At 60.8% G+C, this 15,110-nt stretch carries 12 protein-coding genes; 5 read left to right on the top strand and 7 right to left on the bottom strand.

Translation table 11 applies throughout. The features are described 5' to 3' along the window. The first annotated feature begins 8 nt into the window (after nt 1-8). Nucleotides 9-1,058: an alkene reductase gene (locus ASD95_RS20100; RefSeq protein WP_056720785.1), complete on the top strand. Its 1,050-nt coding sequence runs from the start codon at nt 9-11 to the stop codon at nt 1,056-1,058. Nucleotides 1,059-1,318: 260 nt separating this feature from the next. Here the strand turns inward: ASD95_RS20100 and emhR are convergent, their stop codons facing one another. Beyond that, nucleotides 1,319-1,951, bottom strand: a complete 633-nt coding sequence (emhR, locus tag ASD95_RS20095; protein WP_056720787.1) for an efflux system transcriptional repressor EmhR — start codon at nt 1,949-1,951, stop codon at nt 1,319-1,321. Between the two features lie 264 nt (nt 1,952-2,215). Between emhR and emhA the strand changes: the two genes are divergently transcribed. From emhA to ASD95_RS20075, 4 genes are all read left to right on the top strand, one after another. Next, nucleotides 2,216-3,373 carry an efflux RND transporter periplasmic adaptor subunit EmhA gene (gene emhA, locus ASD95_RS20090; protein WP_056720789.1) on the top strand — a complete coding sequence of 386 codons (1,158 nt, stop codon included), beginning with the start codon at nt 2,216-2,218 and terminating at the stop codon, nt 3,371-3,373. Between the two features lie 3 nt (nt 3,374-3,376). After that, the gene (emhB, locus tag ASD95_RS20085; protein WP_056720791.1) at nt 3,377-6,541 is read left to right on the top strand and encodes an efflux RND transporter permease subunit EmhB; all 3,165 of its coding nucleotides are present in this window, start codon (nt 3,377-3,379) and stop codon (nt 6,539-6,541) included. Continuing rightward, nucleotides 6,538-7,998 (top strand): efflux RND transporter outer membrane subunit EmhC, encoded by a 1,461-nt coding sequence (emhC, locus tag ASD95_RS20080; protein WP_056720793.1) that lies wholly within the window; start codon nt 6,538-6,540, stop codon nt 7,996-7,998. Before emhB ends, emhC begins: the two co-directional genes overlap by 4 nt. Before the next feature lie 339 nt (nt 7,999-8,337). After that, nucleotides 8,338-9,597 carry an OprD family porin gene (locus tag ASD95_RS20075; RefSeq protein ID WP_056720795.1) on the top strand — a complete coding sequence of 420 codons (1,260 nt, stop codon included), beginning with the start codon at nt 8,338-8,340 and terminating at the stop codon, nt 9,595-9,597. A 95-nt stretch (nt 9,598-9,692) separates the two neighbouring features. On the opposite strand, the gene pcaC is transcribed toward ASD95_RS20075, so the two are convergent. The 6 genes from pcaC to pcaH all read right to left on the bottom strand — a co-directional run bounded on the left by pcaC (nt 9,693) and on the right by pcaH (nt 15,079). Then, nucleotides 9,693-10,085 carry a 4-carboxymuconolactone decarboxylase gene (pcaC, locus tag ASD95_RS20070; protein ID WP_056720797.1) on the bottom strand — a complete coding sequence of 131 codons (393 nt, stop codon included), beginning with the start codon at nt 10,083-10,085 and terminating at the stop codon, nt 9,693-9,695. A 10-nt stretch (nt 10,086-10,095) separates the two neighbouring features. Continuing rightward, nucleotides 10,096-10,887, bottom strand: coding sequence for a 3-oxoadipate enol-lactonase (pcaD, locus tag ASD95_RS20065; protein WP_056720799.1), 792 nt, complete (start codon nt 10,885-10,887; stop codon nt 10,096-10,098). Between the two features lie 12 nt (nt 10,888-10,899). Next, nucleotides 10,900-12,264, bottom strand: a complete 1,365-nt coding sequence (locus ASD95_RS20060; RefSeq protein WP_056720801.1) for a 3-carboxy-cis,cis-muconate cycloisomerase — start codon at nt 12,262-12,264, stop codon at nt 10,900-10,902. Between the two features lie 45 nt (nt 12,265-12,309). Then, nucleotides 12,310-13,614 (bottom strand): MFS family transporter, encoded by a 1,305-nt coding sequence (locus tag ASD95_RS20055; RefSeq protein ID WP_056720803.1) that lies wholly within the window; start codon nt 13,612-13,614, stop codon nt 12,310-12,312. A 192-nt stretch (nt 13,615-13,806) separates the two neighbouring features. Next, nucleotides 13,807-14,373, bottom strand: a complete 567-nt coding sequence (pcaG, locus tag ASD95_RS20050; protein WP_056720804.1) for a protocatechuate 3,4-dioxygenase subunit alpha — start codon at nt 14,371-14,373, stop codon at nt 13,807-13,809. Between the two features lies 1 nt (nt 14,374). After that, on the bottom strand, nt 14,375-15,079 hold the full coding sequence (gene pcaH, locus ASD95_RS20045; protein WP_056720805.1) for a protocatechuate 3,4-dioxygenase subunit beta: 705 nt from the start codon (nt 15,077-15,079) through the stop codon (nt 14,375-14,377). Nucleotides 15,080-15,110 lie beyond the last annotated feature (31 nt).

The following is a 15,110-nucleotide window of genomic DNA, read 5'->3' as shown; positions in this document are numbered from 1 at the left end:
GCCATTAAATGACGACTATTTTCGATCCGATCAAACTGGGCGACCTCGAGTTGGCCAACCGCATCATCATGGCGCCACTGACCCGCTGCCGCGCCGACGAAGGTCGCGTGCCCAACGCGCTGATGGCCGAGTACTACGTGCAACGCGCCTCCGCCGGCCTGATCCTCAGCGAAGCCACTTCGGTCACGCCAATGGGCGTCGGCTACCCGGACACCCCAGGCATCTGGTCCAACGATCAGGTGCGTGGCTGGTCCAACGTGACCAAGGCGATCCATGGCGCGGGCGGCAAGATCTTCCTGCAACTGTGGCATGTGGGTCGCATTTCCCACGGTTTGTACCTGAACGATGAAGCCCCGGTCGCCCCGAGCGCCATCCAGCCCAAGGGCCACGTCAGCCTGGTGCGTCCGTTGGCCGACTTCCCGGTGCCGCGCGCCCTGGAAACCGCTGAAATCGCCGACATCGTCGACGCTTACCGCGTCGGTGCCGAGAACGCCAAGGCCGCCGGCTTCGACGGTGTGGAAATCCATGCCGCCAACGGTTACCTGCTCGACCAGTTCCTGCAAAGCAGCACCAACCAACGCACCGACAACTACGGCGGCTCCCTGGAAAACCGTGCCCGCCTGCTGCTGGAAGTGACTGACGCGGCGATCGAAACCTGGGGGGCCGGCCGTGTGGGCGTGCATCTGTCGCCACGCGCCGACCTGCATGACATGGGTGACGACAACCTGGCCGAAACCTTCACCTACGTCGCTCGCGAACTGGGCAAGCGTGGCATTGCCTTCATCTGCTCGCGGGAGAAAGAAGGTGCCGACAGCCTCGGTCCACAACTCAAGGAAGCCTTCGGCGGCCCTTACATTGCCAACGAGCGTTTCACCAAGGACAGCGCCAACGCGTTGCTCGCCAGCGGCAAGGCCGATGCAGTCGCATTCGGCGTACCTTTCATTGCCAACCCTGACCTGCCGGCACGTTTGAAGGCTGATGCACCGCTGAACGAAGCGCGCCCGGAACTGTTCTACGCCCCGGGTCCGGTTGGTTACATCGACTACCCGACGCTGTAATCGACAACTGTTGAAAACCAAAAGCCCCGACTCGAAAGAGCCGGGGCTTTTTAATATGTGACGGTTTGACACTATCCCCACGATCATCGGCAGGTACTCACAGCACTCGACACAAATTCACTACAAATTACTGAGCTTGCTACCTGTCAACCTGCCGAGTGTAAGTATATAAAAGCACCCCATTGTGGAAGGGCGCGTGAAGAACTGTTCATCTTCGGCTTCAACGGTTGACACACAAGGCGCCGATTACGCATTTTGCTTTATTTGCGCAGGCTGGGGCTAAAGCGCAACAGATCCAGACCGGTATCGACCCAACGCTCGGCTTCGGCGTGCAATTCAAAACTGTCGGGGGCCAGCAGCCACTGGTACAGGATGCCATCAATATAAGCATGCAAGCTGATCGCGGCGCGGGCAGTGTCGAGGTTTTCCGGCAACTGGCCACGGTTCACGGCATTGCTCAGGGCCAGGCCGATCCGCTCATTACATTCGAGGCTGGCTGACACCCGTTGTTGGCGCAGATCGCACATTTCATTGGTGAATTCGCACTTATGAAAAAGAATCTCGTTAATGCGTCGGGTTTTCGGGTCCAGCGCAATTTGATGAAACAAATGAATCAACAGCTTGCGCATGCAGCCCAGGGGATCGAGTTCGTCTTCGCTCTCGCTGGCCTTGGCCATTTCTTCCAGCGGCTCATGCAGGGTGTCGAGCATGGCCTGCACCAGATCCGCCTTGTTGCTGAAATGCCAGTAGATGGCCCCTCGAGTGACGCCGGCCAGGGTCGCGATGTCCGCCAGGGTGGTGCGCGCCACGCCTCGCTCGTAAAAGGCCTTTTCGGCCGCCACGAGAATTTGCGCGCGGGTTTCCTGAGCTTCCTCTTTGGTACGACGGACCATGGCAGTACAACCTCAATCAGGGTGCTTCAGCGATGCCTGAACATCGGCTGAATAAAAGTGGGGCGAACGTTCTGGGGGGCGTCCCCGGCCTACAATTTCAACCTTTCAACGGCTTGTGTAACGGCGCGGGTACATAGCCTGGGTATTTACAAACAGCCATGTACGTAAGTATATTCCTTAGCAAGCTACTTATCCACTCGGCAAACATTTTTCAACCTTCCACCTTTCTAGTGCGCACCTTGCGCGCCTGACCCGAGGATTTTCATGCAATTCAAGCCAGCTGTTACCGCTCTGGTCGCCGCCGTCGCCCTGGCATCGCTGCTCAGCGGATGCAAAAAGGAAGAGGCAGCACCGGCCGCCCCACCGCCTCAGGTCGGCGTCGTGACTCTGCAACCGCAAGCTTTCACCCTGACATCCGATCTGCCAGGCCGTACCAGTGCGTTCCGCATTGCCGAAGTCCGCCCGCAGGTCAATGGCATCATTCTCAAGCGCCTGTTCAAGGAAGGCAGTGACGTCAAGGCCGGACAGCAGCTCTATCAGATCGACCCGTCGATTTATGAAGCAACGCTCGCCAGCGCCGAAGCCAACCTGCGTTCGACCAAGTCGATTTCCGACCGCTACAAGCAACTGGTCGACGAACAAGCCGTAAGCCGTCAGGAATACGACACTGCCGTGGCCAATCGCCTGCAATCGGAAGCCGCGCTGCAGACCGCACAGATCAACGTGCGCTACACCAAGGTCTATGCCCCGCTGACCGGCCGCATCGGCCGCTCCTCGGTGACCGAAGGCGCGCTGGTCAGCAATGCCCAGGTCGACGCGATGGCGGTGATCCAGCAAATCGACCCGATCTACGTCGACGTGACGCAGTCCTCGGTCGAGTTGCTGCAACTGCGCCGTGAGCTGGAAAGCGGTCGCCTGCAAAAGGCCGGCGATAACGCAGCCTCGGTCAAGCTGACCCTCGAAGACGGCAGCGAGTACAAGCTGGACGGCAAGCTGGAGTTCTCCGAAATCTCGGTTGACCAGACCACCGGTTCTGTCACCCTGCGCGCCATCTTCCCGAACCCTGAGCACACCCTTCTGCCTGGCATGTTCGTGCACGCCAAGTTGCTGGCCGGTGTGAACAGCGCGGCGATCCTGGCCCCGCAACAAGGCGTGACCCGCGATCTCAAGGGGACGCCAACCGCACTGGTTGTCGGCCCGGACAACAAGGTCGAACTGCGTCAACTCAAGGCCAACCGCACCGTCGGCAATCAATGGCTGATCGAAGACGGCCTGAAGGCCGGCGATCGCCTGATCACCGAAGGTCTGCAATTCGTCAAACCCGGCATCGAAGTCAAGGCCAGTGAAGCGACCAACGTAGCCGCAAAGAACCCGGCCCCCGCCCAGGCAGCTGATAAAGCGTCTGGCGGCAAAGGGGAGTAAACCATGTCGAAATTTTTTATCGACCGTCCGATTTTCGCCTGGGTAATTGCCCTGGTGATCATGTTGGTCGGGGCACTATCGATCCTCCGGTTGCCGATCAACCAGTACCCGAGCATTGCGCCTCCGGCGATTGCGATCTCCGTGACCTACCCGGGTGCTTCGGCACAAACGGTTCAGGACACCGTGGTTCAGGTGATCGAGCAACAGCTCAACGGTATCGACCACCTGCGTTATGTCTCGTCGGAAAGTAACTCCGACGGCACCATGACCATTACCGCGACCTTCGAGCAAGGCACCAACTCCGATACCGCGCAGGTTCAGGTCCAGAACAAGCTGAACCTGGCCACCCCGCTGCTGCCGCAAGAAGTGCAGCAACAGGGTATCCGCGTCACCAAGGCGGTGAAGAACTTCCTGTTGGTGATCGGCGTGGTGTCGCGTGACGGCAGCATGACCAAGGACGACCTGTCCAACTACATCGTGTCGAACATGCAGGACCCGATCTCGCGGACCGCCGGTGTCGGTGACTTCCAGGTGTTCGGTTCGCAGTACGCCATGCGTATCTGGCTCGACCCGGCCAAGTTGAACAACTTCAACCTGACCCCGATCGACGTCAAGACCGCTATCGCCGCGCAAAACGTCCAGGTGTCGTCCGGCCAGCTCGGCGGCCTGCCTGCCCTGCCCGGCACCCAGCTGAACGCAACCATCATCGGCAAGACCCGCCTGCAGACCGCAGAGCAATTCGACAAGATCCTGCTCAAGGTCAACAAGGACGGCTCCCAGGTTCGCCTCAAGGATGTCGCCGAAGTCGGTCTGGGTGGCGAGAACTACAGCATCAACGCCCAGTTCAACGGCGCCCCGGCTTCCGGCCTGGCGGTGAAACTGGCCACCGGTGCCAACGCTCTCGACACCGCAAAAGCCCTGCGCACGACCATCGACAGCCTCAAGCCGTTCTTCCCTGAAGGGATGGAAGTGGTGTTCCCGTACGACACCACCCCGGTGGTGACCGAATCGATCAAAGGCGTGGTTCACACCCTGGTCGAAGCGGTCGCGCTGGTGTTCCTGGTGATGTTCCTGTTCCTGCAAAACTTCCGCGCCACCATCATCACCACGATGACTGTGCCGGTGGTATTGCTCGGTACGTTCGGGATCCTCGCGGCCGCCGGCTTCAGCATCAACACCCTGACCATGTTCGGCATGGTGCTGGCCATCGGCTTGCTGGTGGACGACGCCATCGTCGTGGTGGAAAACGTCGAACGGGTAATGAGCGAAGAAGGCCTGTCGCCCAAGGAAGCCACCAAGAAATCCATGGGCCAGATCCAGGGCGCACTGGTCGGTATCGCCCTGGTGCTGTCGGCGGTTCTGTTGCCGATGGCGTTCTTCAGCGGCTCCACCGGTGTGATCTACAAGCAGTTCTCGATCACCATCGTCTCGGCCATGGCCCTGTCGGTACTGGTCGCGCTGATCTTCACCCCGGCGCTTTGCGCCACCATGCTCAAACCGATCCCGAAAGGCGAGCATGGTGTACCCAAGCGTGGTTTCTTTGGCTGGTTCAACCGCAATTTCGACCGCGGCGTTCGCGGCTACGAACGCGGTGTCGGCAATATCCTGCAGCGCAAGATCCCGTATCTGCTGGCGTACCTGCTGATCGTGGTGGGCATGATCTGGCTGTTCACCCGCATTCCAACGGCGTTCCTGCCGGAAGAAGACCAGGGTGTACTGTTCGCCCAGGTGCAGACCCCGGCCGGCTCCACGGCCCAGCGCACCCAGGTGGTGGTGGATGAAATGCGTGAATTCCTGCTGCGCCCTGGCAAGGATGGCGGCGAAGGCGATGCGGTGAACTCTGTGTTTACCGTGACCGGCTTCAACTTCGCCGGCCGTGGCCAGAGTTCGGGCATGGCGTTCATCATGCTGCGTCCGTGGGACGAACGTAACGCCGACAACAACGTGTTCAAGGTGGCGGCCCGTGCCCAGCAGCACTTCTTCACCTTCCGCGATGCCATGGTGTTCGCCTTCGCGCCACCAGCGGTACTGGAACTGGGTAACGCCACCGGTTTCGACGTGTTCCTGCAGGACCGTGCCGGTATCGGCCACGAAAAACTGATGCAGGCGCGCAACCAGTTCCTCGGCATGGCGGCGCAAAGCAAGATCCTGTCCCAGGTCCGTCCGAACGGCCTGAACGACGAACCGCAATACCAGTTGGAGATCGATGACGAGAAGGCCAGCGCCCTGGGCGTGACCATCGCTGACATCAACAACACGTTGTCGATTGCCTTGGGCAGTAGCTACGTCAACGACTTCATCGACCGCGGTCGTGTGAAGAAGGTTTACGTGCAAGGCCAGCCCGGTGCTCGCATGAGCCCTGAAGACCTGCAGAAGTGGTACGTGCGTAACGCCACCGGCACCATGGTTCCGTTCTCGGCGTTCGCCAAGGGCGAGTGGATCTACGGTTCGCCGAAACTGGCCCGTTACAACGGCGTGGAAGCGATGGAAATCCTCGGCGCCCCGGCTCCGGGATACTCCACCGGTGAAGCCATGCTCGAAGTCGAAGCCATCGCCAGGAAACTGCCGGCGGGTGTCGGTATTTCATGGACCGGCCTGTCGTATGAAGAGCGTCTGTCCGGTTCGCAAGCACCGGCGCTGTACGCCCTGTCGCTGCTGATGGTGTTCCTGTGTCTGGCGGCGTTGTATGAAAGCTGGTCGATTCCGATCGCGGTGATGTTGGTGGTGCCGCTGGGGATCATCGGTGCACTGATGGCCACTAGCCTGCGCGGTTTGTCCAACGACGTGTACTTCCAGGTAGGTTTGTTGACGACTATCGGTCTGGCGGCGAAAAACGCCATTCTGATTGTCGAATTTGCCAAGGAACTGCACGAACAAGGGCGTAGCCTGCGCGATGCAGCGATCGAGGCCTGCCGCATGCGTCTGCGACCGATCATCATGACCTCGCTCGCCTTCGTCCTCGGTGTGGTACCACTGGCGATATCCACGGGCGCAGGTTCCGGTAGCCAGCATGCAATCGGTACCGGCGTGATCGGCGGTATGATCACGGCGACTGTGCTGGCGATCTTCTGGGTCCCGCTGTTCTTCGTCACCGTGTCGTCCATAGGCCAGCGCAAAATCGCCGACCAGGATGATGCTACTGAAACTCCTAAAGAGGCTGGCCAATGAGCAAGTCGCTACTCTCCCTGGCAGTCGCCGCCTTCGTGCTCGGTGGCTGCTCGCTGATACCTGATTATCAGCAGCCCGAAGCGCCGGTGGCGGGCCAGTACCCGCAGGGCCTGGCATACTCGCCGGCCCAGGCACCGGCGCAAGCGGCTGCCGAGCAGGGCTGGAAGCAGTTTTTCCATGACCCGGCGCTGCAACAGCTGATCCAGGTGGCCCTGGAAAACAACCGTGACCTGCGTGTCGCGGCCCTGAACATCGACGCGTTTGCGGCTCAATACCGCATCTCCCGTGCCGATCTGTTCCCGGCCGTCTCGGCCAACGGCACCGGCAGCCGTCAGCGGCTTCCGGCTGACGCTTCGCAGACCGGCGAAGCAGGCATCACCAGTTCCTACTCGGCAACTGTTGGCGTCAGCGCCTACGAACTCGACCTGTTCGGTCGGGTGCGCAGCCTGAACGAAGAAGCGCTGCAGAAGTACTTCGCCACGGAAGAAGGCCGCCGCAGCACGCAGATCAGCCTGGTGGCCAGCGTGGCCAATGCCTACCTGACCTGGCAGGCCGACAAGGAACTGTACAAGCTGACCCAGGACACCCTGGCTGCCTTCGAGGAGAGCTACAAGCTCACCGCCCGCAGCAACGAAGTCGGCGTCGCCTCGGCCCTGGACCTGGCGCAGTCGCGTACCTCGGTGGAAAACGCCCGTGCGCAACTGGCCAAGTACACCCGTCAGGTCGCCCAGGACGAAAACAGCCTGGTGCTGCTGCTCGGTACCGGCGTCCCGGCCAACCTGCAAGCAGCCAAACCGCTTGACGACGACCTGCTGAGCGACGTTCCGCCCGGCCTGCCGTCGGACCTGCTGCATCGTCGTCCGGACATCCTTCAGGCCGAGTACAACCTCAAGGCCGCCAATGCCAACATCGGCGCGGCGCGGGCTGCGTTCTTCCCGAGCATCAGCCTCACAGCCAATGCGGGCAGCCTGAGCCCGGACCTGTCCGGTCTGTTCAAGGGTGGCTCGGGCACCTGGTTGTTCCAGCCGCAAATCAACCTGCCGATCTTCAACGCCGGCGCCCTGAGCGCCAGCCTGGATTACTCGAAGATCCAGAAAGACATTGGCGTGGCGAACTACGAGAAGTCCATTCAAACGGCCTTCCAGGAAGTCGCCGACGGCCTGGCCGCCCGCCAGACCTACGTCCAGCAGTTGCAGGCGCAGAAAGATTTCGTCAATGCCAACCAGGACTACTACCGCCTGGCCGAGCGTCGCTACCGCATCGGTGTCGACAGCAACCTGACCTTCCTCGATGCCCAGCGTCAGCTGTTCAGTGCGCAACAGGTGTTGATCACCGACCGTCTGGCGCAGTTGGTCAGCCAGGTCAACCTGTACAAGGCCCTGGGTGGTGGCTGGAACGAACAGACGGCGAAGAACGAGCCGTTGAAAGAAGAAGCGCCGAAGATGAAGTACTTCTGATAGCGCTGTGAAAACACGAAGCCCACCGATTGGTGGGCTTTTTGTTGGCAGTCTGAAAATCTTTGTTGTCCGTTATGGCCGGCCAACACACCACAAAACCCGAATCAATCTTGCGTTCGATAATCGCCCAAAACACGTTTATTACGATTGAACCATCCAGTACATTCCACGCACCATCCGAACCACAAAACCAATAACAACAGGTTCGACACCATGCCCCCGCGCCCTGCCCTCTCCGGCTGACCCGCTTCGTTTTGTGCTGATTTCGAATATTCGTCTGCAACCCCGGGTTGCGGCATCACCGCGCTTTATCCCCAAGAATTAGAGAGACCCGAGCTCATGACGTCTTCCACCGCGCAGTATTTCGTTCCCGGCCTGATCGCCACCGCCCTGGCCAGCGCCGCCCTGCCCGCCTACGCCGAGGAGTCGGGTTTTGTCGAAGGGGCCAAGGTCAACCTGAACCTGCGCAACTTCTACATCAACCGCAACTTCACCAACCCGACCAAGGCTCAGGGCAAGGCTGAAGAGTGGACGCAAAGTTTCATCCTCGACGCCAAATCCGGCTTCACCCAGGGCACCGTCGGGTTCGGCATGGATGTGCTCGGTTTGTATTCGGTGAAGCTCGACGGCGGTAAAGGCACCGGCGGTACGCAACTGCTGCCGCTGAATCATGACGGTCGCCCGGCAGACAACTTTGGCCGCACCAACGTGGCGTTCAAGGCCAAGCTGTCGCAGACCGAAGTCAAAGTCGGCGAGTGGATGCCGGTGCTGCCAATCCTGCGTTCGGACGACGGTCGCTCGTTGCCGCAAACCTTCCGTGGTGGCCAGATCACCTCGAAGGAGATCAATGGCCTGACGCTCTACGGCGGCCAGTTCCGCCAGAACAGCCCACGGGACGACAGCAGCATGGATGACATGTCGATGACCGGCAAAGCCGCGTTCACCTCCGACCGTTTCAACTTTCAGGGCGGCGAGTACGTGTTCAACGACAAGCGCACCCAGATCGGTCTGTGGAATGCCGAGCTCAAGGACATCTACAGCCAGCAATTCATCAATCTGATCCACAGCCAGCCGATCGGCGACTGGACCCTGGGCGCCAACCTGGGTTTCTTCTACGGCAAGGATGACGGCAGCGCCCAGGCCGGCGAGCTGGACAACAAGACCCTGTACGGCCTGTTTTCGGCCAAGCACGGCGGCCACACCTTCTATGTCGGACTGCAGAAACTCACCGGCGACAACGCCTGGATGCGGGTCAACGGCACCAGCGGCGGCACACTGGCCAACGACAGCTACAACTCCAGCTACGACAATGCCCAGGAGAAATCCTGGCAAGTACGCCACGACTACAACTTCGCCGCCGTGGGCGTACCGGGCCTGACCCTCATGAACCGCTACATCAGCGGTGACAATGTGCACACCGGTAGCATCACCGATGGCAAGGAATGGGGACGGGAAAGTGAACTGGGCTACACCGTGCAAAGCGGTGCGCTGAAGGACCTGAACCTGAAGTGGCGCAACTCGACCATGCGTCGCGACTACAGCAACAACGAGTTCGATGAGAACCGCGTGATCATCAGCTATCCGATCAGCCTGCTTTAAAAATCAAAAGATCGCAGCCTGCGGCAGCTCCTACAGGTGTTCACTTACCCCTGTAGGAGCTGCCGCAGGCTGCGATCTTTTTTGAAGCTGCCACCCTATTCCCGCGACTCAACCCCCAACTCATCCCACACCGACTCGGCCAGGTGGAACGTCGCATTGGCCGCCGGAATCCCGCAGTAGATTGCACTCTGCATGATGACTTCCTTGATCTCGCCACGGCTCACGCCATTGTTGGCGGCGGCGCGAAGGTGCAGTTTGAGTTCGCCCTCGCGGTTCATGCCGATCAGCATGGCGATGGTGATCAGGCTGCGGGTGTGGCGCGGCAGGCCCGGGCGGGTCCAGATGTCGCCCCAGGCGTGGCGGGTGATCATTTCCTGAAACTCCGAGTTGAACTCGGTCAGGGCGGTCAGGCTGCGGTCGACGTGGGCGTCGCCGAGGACCGCGCGACGGACTTCCATCCCCTCGTCGTAACGTTGTTTCTCATCCACAGGAAAACCCTCAGTCAGCCGACAGGAACGCCAGCACGCGCTCGCTGAACGCATTGCCTGCCTGGACGTTGGACAAGTGCGCGGCGTAGAACTCGGCGTACTCGGCCCCGTGCACATGCTCTTGAATAAAGTGCCCACCGGACGGTGGCGTTACCGCATCTTCACTACCGGCAATCACCAGCAACGGCACCTTGATCGAAGACAGCTGATCGCGGAAATCGGCATCGCGCACCGCCCCGCAGTTGGCCGCATAGCCTTCTGGCGAAGTGGCCGCGAGCATGTCGGTAATCTGCTTGGCTGCCGCCGGGTTGGCTTCGGAGAAATCCGGGGTGAACCAGCGGGCAATCGACGCATCGCGCAGGGCAACCATGGCCGCCTGTCCATCGCGCAGCACCATCTCAATGCGCGGGTTCCACACCGACGGATCGCCGATTTTTGCCGCTGTGTTGCACACGATCAGTTTGTTCAGGCGCCCGCCGGCATTGATCCCCAGCCACTGGCCGATCAACCCGCCCATGGACAATCCGCAGAAATGCGCGCGCTCGATGTGCAAGGCATCCAGCAAGGCGAGCACGTCGCGGCCCAGTTGCTCGATGCTGTACGGGCCCGGCGTCACCAGCGATTGGCCGTGACCACGGGTGTCGAAACGCAGCACGCGAAAATGCTCAGTGAACGCCGGGATCTGCGCGTCCCACATGTGCAGGTCCGTGCCCAGGGAGTTGGACAGCACCAGCACCGGCGCATCGACCGGTCCATCGAGTTGGTAATGCAGTTCGCCCTCGGCGAGTTGTACAAAAGCCACAGCAAGTCTCCTTCAGGCAGTCAATGCAGAATGTTCAGCCACCGCCCGCTCGACCCAGGTCTGGGCCTGACCGAGATAGTGGGCGGGGTCCAGCAGATGATCGAGTTCAGCCGCCGACAGCTCGGCGGTCACTTGCGGTTCGTCGCCGAGGACCGCGCGCAGGTGACGTTGTTCGGCAACGGCGCGTTTGCAGCATTGCTCCAGCAGATGGTGCGCGGTATCGCGCCCAACCCGCTGCGCGAGGACGATGCTCACCGCTTCGGCGAGCACCAGGCCCTGGGTCAAATCAAGGTTGCGAGCCATGCGCCCGGCATCCACTTCCAGTCCTTTGGCGATCAACAGCGCTTGCTGCAGGCTGCCCGACACCAGGCAGCAAATCTCCGGCAGGGTTTCCCACTCGGCATGCCACAGGCCCAGGCTACGCTCGTGTTCCTGAGGCATGGCGCTGAACAGCGTCGACAGCAGACCCGGCACACGCGTCGCCGCGCCAATCAGCACCGCCGCGCCCACCGGATTACGCTTGTGCGGCATGGTCGAGGAACCGCCCTTGCCCGGCGCCGAGGGTTCGAACACTTCGGCGGCCTCGGTTTGCATCAACAGGCTGATATCACGCCCAAGCTTGCCGAGACTGCCGGCGATCAGGCCGAGCGCGGCGCCGAACTCCACCACGCGATCACGCTGGGTGTGCCACGGCTGATCGGGCAAGGTCAGTTGCAGCTCTTCGGCCAGCGCTTGGGCAATCGGCATGGCCTGCTCGCCAAGGGCCGCCAGGGTTCCGGACGCGCCGCCAAATTGCAGCACCAGCACACGCGGCTTGAGTTCGGCCAAACGTTGACGACTGCGGGTCACTGCCCCCAGCCAGCCGGCGACCTTCATGCCAAGGGTGACCGGCGTCGCATGCTGCAGCCAGGTGCGTCCGGCCAATGGCGTGGTCGCGTAGCGCTGGGCCTGGGACGCGAGGGTCTGCCCCAGTTGTGCCAGGTCGCCTTCGATCAGTTCCAGCGCGCGGCGCAGTTGCAGCACCAGGCCGCTGTCCATCACGTCCTGGCTGGTCGCGCCCAGATGTACATAGCGCTCAGCTTCGGCATCGGTGGCCGCGATCTGTTTGCCCAGCGCCTTGACCAACGGAATCGCCGAATTCCCGGCCGTGGCAATCGCCTCGCCCAACGCCGCAAAGTCGTAAAGCCCGGCACGGCAAGCCGCTTCAATCGGCGCGACAGCACTCGACGGAATCAACCCTGCCCGCGCTTCGGCCCGGGCCAGTGCCGCTTCGAAATCTAGCATGGCCTGGACCCGGCCCTGATCGCAGAACACCTCACGCATATCGCGGGCAGTGAAATAGGCATCGAACAATTGATTGCCCGGTCGCTGGTTCATAAACAGTTCCTGAAGGCGCGGGCCTTTGCGACCCGCGCGTGAAGATCAAAGGTCTTGCTGCAGATACTTCGGCTGTTTCGGCAGGCGCAGGCTGAACAGGAATGCCACCGCCATCATCACCGTGACGTACCAATAGAAGGAGTTTTCCATGCCCACGGCCTTGAGGCTCAAGGCCACATATTCCGCCGAACCACCGAAGATTGCATTCGCCACCGCATATGCCAGGCCGACACCCAGTGCACGCACCTCGGGCGGGAACATCTCGGCTTTCACCAGGCCACTGATGGAGGTGTAGAAACTGACGATTGCCAGCGCCACGGTAATCAGCACGAAGGCCAGGAATGGACTGGTCACGCTTTTCAGGCTCAACAGGATCGGCACGGTGAACAGCGTGCCGAGGGCGCCGAACCAGAGCATCGAGTTACGCCGGCCGATCTTGTCGGCGAGCATGCCGAAAATCGGTTGCATGCACATATAGAGGAACAACGCGCCGGTCATGATGTAGCTGGCGGTCTTGGCCGGCATGCCGGCGGTGTTTACCAGGTACTTCTGCATGTACGTGGTGAAGGTGTAGAAAATCAGCGAGCCACCGGCGGTGTAACCGAGCACGGTGATGAACGCGGCTTTATGGTCGCGAAACAACGCGCTGATGCTGCCGGCATCCTTGTTTTCGCGCATTTCCTTGCTGGTGGTTTCTTTCAGCGAACGACGCAGATACAGCGAAACCAGCGCCGCCATGGCACCCACCACGAAGGGAATCCGCCAGCCGTAGGCACGCAGGTCATCTTCGGTGAGGAACTGTTGCAGGATCACCACCAGCGACACCGCGAGCAACTGGCCGCCGATCAGGGTCACGTACTGGAACGAGGCGAAGAAACCGCGCTGGCCCTTGAGCGCCACTTCACTCATGTAGGTCGCGGTAGTGCCGTACTCACCGCCCACCGACAAGCCTTGCAGCAAACGGGCGAACAGCAACAGGATAGGTGCCCAGACCCCGATGCTGTTATAGGTCGGCAGGCAGGCGATCAGCAGCGAGCCGAAGCACATCATCAGAATCGAGATCAACATCGAATTCTTGCGTCCGTGCTTGTCCGCCAACCGCCCGAAAATCCAGCCGCCAATCGGTCGCATCAGGAACCCGGCGGCAAACACGCCAGCGGTGTTGACCAGTTGCACCGTGGGGTTATCGGACGGAAAAAAGGCCGGTGCGAAATAGATCGCACAGAAGGCGTAGACGTAGAAGTCGAACCATTCGACCAGGTTGCCGGACGAGGCACCGACAATGGCGAAGATCCGCTTCTTGCGTTCTTCGCCGGTATAAAGAGCTATGGACGCAGTGGGTGTTGTCATTGTTTTTTCACTCTTTGGGGACAGTGAGAGTCTAGACACACTTAGCAACACTCCCGTTCCACAATACGTCAGCAACAAAAATCCACTGTGGGAGCGAGCTTGCTCGCGAAGGCGTAGTGTCAGTTGATAAAAATGTTGCCTGACATACCGCTTTCGCGAGCAAGCCCGCTCCCACAAGGGGATGGTGTTCACTTAATAGTCGAAGAACACCGTCTCGGCATCGGTGCCCTGCAGAATCACGTTCCACTGGTACACACCCGCCGCATCCCGCTTGGCCAGCAGCGTATGGCGACGCTCGGCCGGCACGCATTCCAGTAACGGATCGTTGACGTTGGCGGCTTCGCCATCAAAGTAAATCCGCGTCAGCAAGTGCTTGACCAGGCCACGGGCAAACACCAGTACCACCAGGTGCGGAGCCTGGGTCGTGCCTTTGAGCCCCTCGACCGTACCGGGCTTGATGGTGGTGAAACGAAAACGCCCTTCGGCATCCACCGGCACCCGGCCAAAGCCTTCGAAGTTCGGGTCCAGGGGTTTGTCCTGGTCGTCTTCCGGGTGGTCATACTTGCCGGCGGCGTTGGCCTGCCAGACTTCCAGCATCGCGTCGTTGACGATGTCGCCATTGCCATCGACCACTTGCCCGGTGATCGCCACCCGTTCGCCCAGGGTTTGTTCGACGGTCAGGTTTTCGCGGTTCAGCCAGGTCAGGCCGATGTGGTAGTACGGCCCGACGGTGTGGGACGTGGTAGCAGTCAGCGTCATCTTATTTCTCCATCGGCGTGGCGTCGCGGCCGCGCAAAACGATGTCCCAGCGATAACCGAGGGCATAGGAAGGGATGGTTTTTTCCAGATCGAACGCGGCGATCAAGCGCTCCTTGGCACTGGTATCGGGCACGCAGTTGTAGATCGGGTCGTACGCCAGCAACGGGTCGCCCGGGAAATACATCTGCGTCACCAGGCGCGTCAGGATGCTCGGCCCGAACAGCGAGAAATGGATGTGCGCCGGGCGCCACGCGTTGTGGTGGTTGCCCCACGGATAGGCACCAGGCTTGATGGTCTGGAACTGGTACCAGCCATCGGCATCGGTCACGGTGCGGCCGGTGCCGGTGAAATTCGGGTCCAACGGTGCGTCGTGCAGGTCGCGGGCATGGGCGTAGCGACCGGCGGCGTTGGCCTGCCAGATCTCCACCAGAATCCCGGGCACCGGCAGACCGTTTTCATCCAGCACGCGACCGTGGATGATGATGCGCTCACCCTGTGGCTGTCCCTCGTGCTGGGCGGTCAGGTCGCTGTCCTTCTCATTGACGCGCTCGGCGCCGATGGTCGGACCGGTAATTTCCGACAACGAATGCGGCAGGAACACCAACGGTTTCGACGGCGAGCGCAGGTTGGTTGATTGGTAGGTCGGATGCAGGTACGGCGGTTGAGTGCCTTCCTGCGGACGACGGTAACCAGGCTTGTCAGTCATGAAACATTCCTCAGTTCTTATAAGTCTTCAG

Source organism: Pseudomonas sp. Root71 (genome assembly GCF_001429045.1).
Classification (GTDB): domain Bacteria; phylum Pseudomonadota; class Gammaproteobacteria; order Pseudomonadales; family Pseudomonadaceae; genus Aquipseudomonas; species Aquipseudomonas monachiensis.
Note: the sequence above shows the minus strand (reverse complement) of the source record. Positions and strands in the feature narration are given on the sequence as shown.